The following is a 6,473-nucleotide window of genomic DNA, read 5'->3' as shown; positions in this document are numbered from 1 at the left end:
GGTAATAGAATTCATTAAACGCGATGTATCACGGAGTGTTGTCCCGCCTTGGCGCATTACTCTGACTGATAATGGCCACTTCCCGTAAAGGCCCTCTCCAACCTCCCAGCGTCTACGGAGATTATCGACAAGTTTTGCACCCATAAGTTCATAAAGCCTCAACTGACTTTTATCAACGTCAGCATAAAAACTTAGAGCTTTAGCGACAGCTGACTCACCATCAGCACGGATTTCAATAGCTGCACCTACCACCCATCACCTCACTTGATGCTAGGCATCATATTTAGGACGGCATCACCAAATACACCACCCGTGTAAGTCGTGCCAATTGGCATAGTAGATGGCTTCTTTTTAGGTGCATCGTCGATAATTTCTTTACTCTGTTCATCGATGATTTGTAGATCCGCTTTCTTGTCTTGGACACGTTTTAAGAAAGCAATCGCATCGTCATAAAGCTTGGTGATGTGCTCCAGAGGATCTTCAGTGTAAAGACGATAACGTGCAATATCGCACGCTATACGTTTTAAGTTGGAGGGTACATTTGCAAGTGGTAAAAGATAACGGCTACCGATGTAACCGTTAATTTCTTCTTCCGCATCCTGTAACGCTACTTGCACAATATCGACAGGATCTGCCTCACCTTCACGCCCCAACTTAAGATCATCAATCACCTGTGCACCAAACCGTGTTTTTAAATCCACTTCAGTCGCGTACATAAATCACCTTACTTATCAGTTGACGCCGCTTTCTTGGCTTCTGCAGTGGCCTTTTTCAAAGCAGTCTCAGATGAAGCCAAGGATTTTTCTAAGGCTTCAACTTTTGCTTTCAGCTCAGCAACATCTTTATCAGCTTGTTCTTTACCAGCAATGAGGATTACCTCATTTGCCTTTAGCTCAGCCACTTCGGCAATAAGACTAGAAAGCTTGGCATCAGCACCATCAGCCTTAGGTTCCTGAGGCTCTTGATATTCTTCAACAGCCCCAGATGCTAAAAGGGCCTGAAGTTGTTTAGCTTCAAGCCCTGTGATTTCTTGTCCTGGACGGAAATGCCCAAGCGACTGCTTCGCAATGTACTTTGTCATGATATTTTCCTTATACAAACCCACGACCGCCAACCAGGCCATTTTTATTGTTAGGAATAGCCAATGGCGACGATTCAGCTAACATTTGAATACTTGATGGGTTCTTTTCTTGCCATTGGCTCAAATAGAATTCTAAAGCTTGGCCAAAAGCCTCTACGTTTTGAATAGCACAGTGCGCGATCCAACCATTGGCATCTGAAATCAGGCCAAAGAAATCTTCAGGAATAAAACGCTCTGGAGTGCCACCACCAATACTGTGCTGAACATCGTATGTCCAGATTTCAATATTATCAATCGTGCCACGGAATTGAGGTTTATCCATTTGATCGAATGTTGGAGTTAAAGGAACACTAATACCCGCATACGGCGCAATAAACTTTTCTTTAAACTCTGGATCTTTAATCAACGTGTTATAGACCTTTGATGTGGTCAGAGCCATATTCGGTGATGTACCTGAATGTTCTACAGATAAATCAATCATGGATTGAATATCTTTGACTGGCGTTGCACCAGCTTGCCCCCATTTGATTAATGGCGCAAACGTACATGCTGGATTACGCTCATAATTCACTTCATACATTGGGAAATCTGCAGAAGCAAACGTTGTTTTACCGTAAAGCAATACATCACGGGCAATCAGCAGTTTTCGATTTTCAATAGACTGACGCAGATATAAGGCCTTTTGCGCTTGGTCAATAAGCAAAAGATCTGCATCACTTAAACGGTTTGAACCTGTTGCAATAACACCAAATTTACGTAGTTGAGTAATTAAGGCAGTATTTTGCACATCACTAGGCATGACTGTCATCATGGGCTTAAGGTATGCAGGCTTAACGAATTTCACATTGCCAGATTCACCAACCTTAATTTGGCGACCCGCAGTAGTTGGTGTAACAAACGGCGCCAATGGTGTTGCTGTGTTTAATTCACCTACTGGTACCTCTTTTTTAGTATAAGAGACACGCTGTGGAAAGAAGCGATCCATCAACCATGTATCCACCTTTTGTGTAGTATCAGTGAGCAATACTAGCTGTGGCACATCCAACAGCTCTACTGGTGCATTTTGAAATGTAAATGACTGACTCATGTATTAGTTCCCCACGACTTTACGAAGTTCAATTTTGTTAATTAAGGCCTGGGCGCGTACGGCATCATACTGCGCTTCGGTGAGTGGCATGCCTTTTACAGTGACGACAGCAATATCAAATGCACCTTGCACATAGATCGGCATTTCTAGACCATTGGTTGCATGATAGGTTGCCTGCTCTGCGGTCATATCGGTATTTGCAATTGCATTCCAATCACCTACTGCACCTTCAGTGACAATTGGATGATCAGCTACATTGTTTGTTCCGACCTTAAGTAAATCTCCACGCTTATATGCAGTGGCTGTCTTTACTTTGGCATTCTCTGTACGAACACCATCACCAACTACAAGTTGTGTAGTAGTGATTGTTTGAGTAATTGTGCTCATTACTATTTTGCTCCTTGTTGCGCCGCAGCAAATTGGCTAAAGGCTTGGTCTAAAGCCGTACCTTGCTGACCGCCATTCACTTGTTGCCCACCATTCGCTTGATGAGTGAATAAATGTGCAAAGGCAGGATTTACATTTGGTGCCGGGTGCGTTTGTTGTTGCTGTCCAGCTGGTGGCTGATTACCTGCTGAGAATTGCGTTAATTGCTGGGACATGAATGCAAATGTGTTGTCTTCCATATCGGTATAGGATTTCTTTTCTTCAGCACTAAATTGCTTATTCAAAGATGTTTCCAGTGCTTTAATGTCACTTTCACGCTTATCAGCTTTGAACTTTTTAAGTTCTGATTGTGCTGCATCACGTTCTTGCTCGGCTTTCACTTGAGCTTCTTTAGCTTGTTCTAATTCGGTCACGTCAGTGTCCTCTTTGGTTGGATTTGGATTGGCTTTGCCCGAAAAGGCTTTAATTGATGTATTGCGATCAGCGCCAGTGGAACAAATTGTGAATTCACGAATACGGTTTTGTCGAAATACGGTGATTGGCCCTTCGAATGATTGGCCATTTACAATGACTGTCTTACCTTGGGAAACTTCTTCAATTGATCCTGGATCGATCATCATCGACATTTGGAAAGGAAAACCATCGTCAGAGTCTTGAACTATTTCAGTCGCCTTTGGGTTGGTAAGGAAATCACCTGAAACGTCAATCTTCCCATTGGTATCTACGGCTTGAACTACACCAATTCGACTTGAGCTAAAGTGCTCTTCAAGTAAAGCAGCAGGCTGATCAATCTCAATACCATCAAGATCGAAAACCACACCTGAACGTCCCCAGTACCAGTGACCATCTACACGACCACCAGCATACGCAGTGCCTTTAAATTTCCGCTTTTGCCCTTCTTCGGCTTTTGGCACTTCAATTGCAGGAGCATTAAATAAGTACTTAAGCCGCTCTTCATTTGGATCTGGCATTTTTCATGCTCCATAAAAAAACCGCCCGAAGGCGGTTAGGTTTCTATTTCTTGAATAAAATGGGGACATAGGATAATAAATTTGGCTGTAACGTCGTTTCGTCCAGCTCAACTAACACCCTCGCAGCCGCTACTGCCTCAAATACTCTCTGTATGGAATCTTCAGATAAATTTAAAGTAGCTGGCGCTGTTGTAGGAATTTTTGGATGCTTAATACCATAAGTATTATATTTTATTGAACCAGTAAGTTGTTTATCCTTAGCGCTTATAACCAAAGGTATCAACCCATTCACATTTACTGATTTTGAGCTTGTCTTAATTTCTGCAATCAACCTAACGCCAACACCAAATTCGCCAGTCGTTTTAACTCCATCTTTAACCTCAAAAATTTGATTAAAAGAATTTGTGAAGTCATAAGTTATTTTATATTCCCCTTTCTGGAGGTTTGATCCCAGCGCAATATAATTAAAAGAACCATCCACATCTTTTTTCTCAATAGTTATTTTCGTAGAAGTATTTGAGAGTAATTTTCTAATTTGTTCTCGAGTAAGACTATCAATTGGAACTTCCGCAAAAGCCTTAATAGATTCATCATACACTCGCACGTAGTCCATTTTATATGGCATTGCTACAGGAACTGCTTGCGCTAGTGGATTATCAGGAAATTCATCGATATTTGTTTTAAGCGCAACTAAGTTCTGAGTCCCCATTGATGAACAACCAGTCAATGAAAACATAACTAATAAGCTGATACATAATATATTTTTCATAACCATTTTACCCCTATTACTATTTATTTATTATTATTTATTCGCCATGTTAAGATTTATGGCAATATTTTTTAAATATATCAAATTATTCTGAGCTTATAAATCATCTGCCCCTCAAACATCTCCATCGAAACCACCTCAAATGACAAACCTATTGGTATTAGGAAGCCCTGGTCCATGTTCAACTTTTCAAAATCAATTCCTAAACCTTTAGCATTTTCAATCTGAATCATCACATTCGACTGGCCAGCCAATAACATCGGTGCATCTAGCGTCACCACCTTCCCAACCTCAAGCGAAGTAGCATAAGCCAACGTAGCGGATCCTGTGATAACTTCAGCCGTGTTAGCTGATACGGCGTGAATCTTTGCCATATCTTCCTTCACCCAGCGCTTAAGAACATCCTCAGCCAAGCTTATGGCTGGCTGGTTTAAGTAGCCTGTCAGTGCCACATCGTTGCCCTGCACATAATCCAACAACGTTTTAATCGCACTTGGCCTAATGGTTGGATCTAACGGAATCACTGTATTGGCCACCGTATTAAATAGATCACGGCTAGAATCACTCATTGGGGCTAAAAGGCTGGTCAGCTTTTTAGATGCAGTCCATTCCGCCTTAATGACTTCCTTTTGTTCCAGTAGGTATTCCTTATCCAGTACTGACTTAGAAATCTTCTGATCCACCAGAGATTCCAGCTCACCAAACTGCAATGGATGTGAACTCCAATCCAAAGCCTCGGCAACCTCAGGCAACTTATCATCTGGTGTAATGCCGTATTTAAGCGCCTGTGCCTCAGTGAGTGCTATTACGGTACATCTGCAACGAAAGCCTAATGGCGGGTAATGCGTTAGCCAAAATGGATGATCAATCGGCAATATAATTCGATTCAATGCCAAATGTGCAGGACGTACGCGACTATCATCGATCGCCGAATACATCAGATATTGATGTTTATCTTTATTCCGCTGTTGTTGTTGCCAGCGTCCATGGCTATATGCACTTTGTATATTGGTGCGAAAAACATTATCAAGATAGTGCTTTGGCAAAATGATTTCAGATTCAGCTACAAGCTCCCGAAAGTCCTTAAAGGTGCCACCGTTGGCCAAGGTTTTATTCAGTGACTTAATCACCGTCTCGACTTGCTCTAGACTCGACAAAAAACTAACCGTAGTCGCCATCTGCCGAGTTTTAAGATCCATCGAGTAAAACTCATCAGGTAGCACGATCTTCTTGTCATGTGCATACTGTAGCGCTTCGAGAAACGTGACTGGTTGCATAACTTACTTCCCATTTTGAGCTGTCACATATCCCAATACATCCGCAGCATATAACGCTTGATCTAGATTGGCTGTAAATTGAGTCTGAGTTGCACCTGGTATTAATTGCATTAAGTTATAAGCTAGGCTTTCAGGGCCATCTGATTTGAATACCAACGCCTTTACTTGATCTGACTCCAATAGTTGTAATTCACCTTGACCATTCGTTAGCTCCTCAACCTCTTGCTGTTCTGCAGAAAGCTTTTTAGTGCCGGTAGCAAATGCAAATGCCTTGTTTGGAATTGCTGAGAATTGAGCATTAGAAAACATACCTTGCTCAGCTGGTTTTAAATCACCTTCCTGCAGTCCATATTCACGAATGAAGTATGCATCAGAGAAATTTGCACCGGCATTTTTCAATCGTGTATCGCGTTCAGCCTGCTCAGTATTTAGCACCTTGGCTTCTTCGCCCAATACGATTTTATGTTCGGCCCAATTGTTTAACGCGCATAACGCATCAACCACCGCCTGCAATGTAGGCGTGACCAAACGCATATCAGATTTAAGCTTGTCTGCGCGCACATTCTCATGGACTTGGCCAAGTGCATAACTGCCTTGCCCATCGGTACCACTAGTCAATGTTTGACCTAAGATAATTTTCTGAATTTGTTGAGCAATTGTCCGATTGAATGTTTCAAACGCTGCACCAGCCGTTCCACTTGAACCAGACGCAGACAAGAGCGTTACGTCATCTTCCGTATCAATAGATAAAACACTTTGTGCATGAGCATTCAAAAGTGCCTCGTTCATATCTGCAGTTTCAGTATCTTTGCATTTACCCAAAAGAATCGGAGTGCCAAACCGCTCTAAGAACTTTGCCCAGAATTTAAAACCATTCTGTTTAAAGAAAAACATCCAATAC

The 6,473-nt window shown here is 42.1% G+C and carries 8 protein-coding genes and 1 pseudogene; all 9 read right to left on the bottom strand.

Features of this window, described 5'->3' with window-relative positions:
• Window positions 1-252, bottom strand: a pseudogene (locus D9K81_RS18620) (phage virion morphogenesis protein); the annotation flags it as partial.
• A gap of 8 nt (window positions 253-260) precedes the next feature.
• Complete coding sequence (locus D9K81_RS17730) at window positions 261-716, bottom strand: gp436 family protein (protein WP_120376108.1); 456 nt, start codon at window positions 714-716, stop codon at window positions 261-263.
• A gap of 8 nt (window positions 717-724) precedes the next feature.
• On the bottom strand, window positions 725-1,081 hold the full coding sequence (locus D9K81_RS17725) for a hypothetical protein (protein WP_120376107.1): 357 nt from the start codon (window positions 1,079-1,081) through the stop codon (window positions 725-727).
• Window positions 1,082-1,091: 10 nt separating this feature from the next.
• Window positions 1,092-2,168: a major capsid protein gene (locus D9K81_RS17720; protein ID WP_120376106.1), complete on the bottom strand. Its 1,077-nt coding sequence runs from the start codon at window positions 2,166-2,168 to the stop codon at window positions 1,092-1,094.
• 3 nt (window positions 2,169-2,171) lie between these two features.
• Entirely contained in the window at window positions 2,172-2,555 is a 384-nt protein-coding gene (locus D9K81_RS17715; protein ID WP_120376105.1) for a hypothetical protein, read from the bottom strand.
• A gap of 2 nt (window positions 2,556-2,557) precedes the next feature.
• The gene (locus tag D9K81_RS17710) at window positions 2,558-3,526 is read right to left on the bottom strand and encodes a hypothetical protein (RefSeq protein ID WP_120376104.1); all 969 of its coding nucleotides are present in this window, start codon (window positions 3,524-3,526) and stop codon (window positions 2,558-2,560) included.
• 43 nt (window positions 3,527-3,569) lie between these two features.
• Window positions 3,570-4,295, bottom strand: coding sequence for a hypothetical protein (locus tag D9K81_RS17705; RefSeq protein WP_147395932.1), 726 nt, complete (start codon window positions 4,293-4,295; stop codon window positions 3,570-3,572).
• Window positions 4,296-4,375: 80 nt separating this feature from the next.
• Window positions 4,376-5,572, bottom strand: coding sequence for a phage head morphogenesis protein (locus tag D9K81_RS17700; protein ID WP_120376102.1), 1,197 nt, complete (start codon window positions 5,570-5,572; stop codon window positions 4,376-4,378).
• Between the two features lie 3 nt (window positions 5,573-5,575).
• The coding region (locus tag D9K81_RS17695) for a phage portal protein family protein (RefSeq protein ID WP_121523984.1) at window positions 5,576-6,473 on the bottom strand (898 nt) is incomplete at its 5' end.

This window comes from Acinetobacter chengduensis, from assembly GCF_003664645.1.
Lineage (GTDB): Bacteria > Pseudomonadota > Gammaproteobacteria > Pseudomonadales > Moraxellaceae > Acinetobacter > Acinetobacter chengduensis.
The sequence above is the reverse complement of the archived record's forward strand: the minus strand, read 5'-3'. Positions and strand labels throughout refer to the sequence as shown.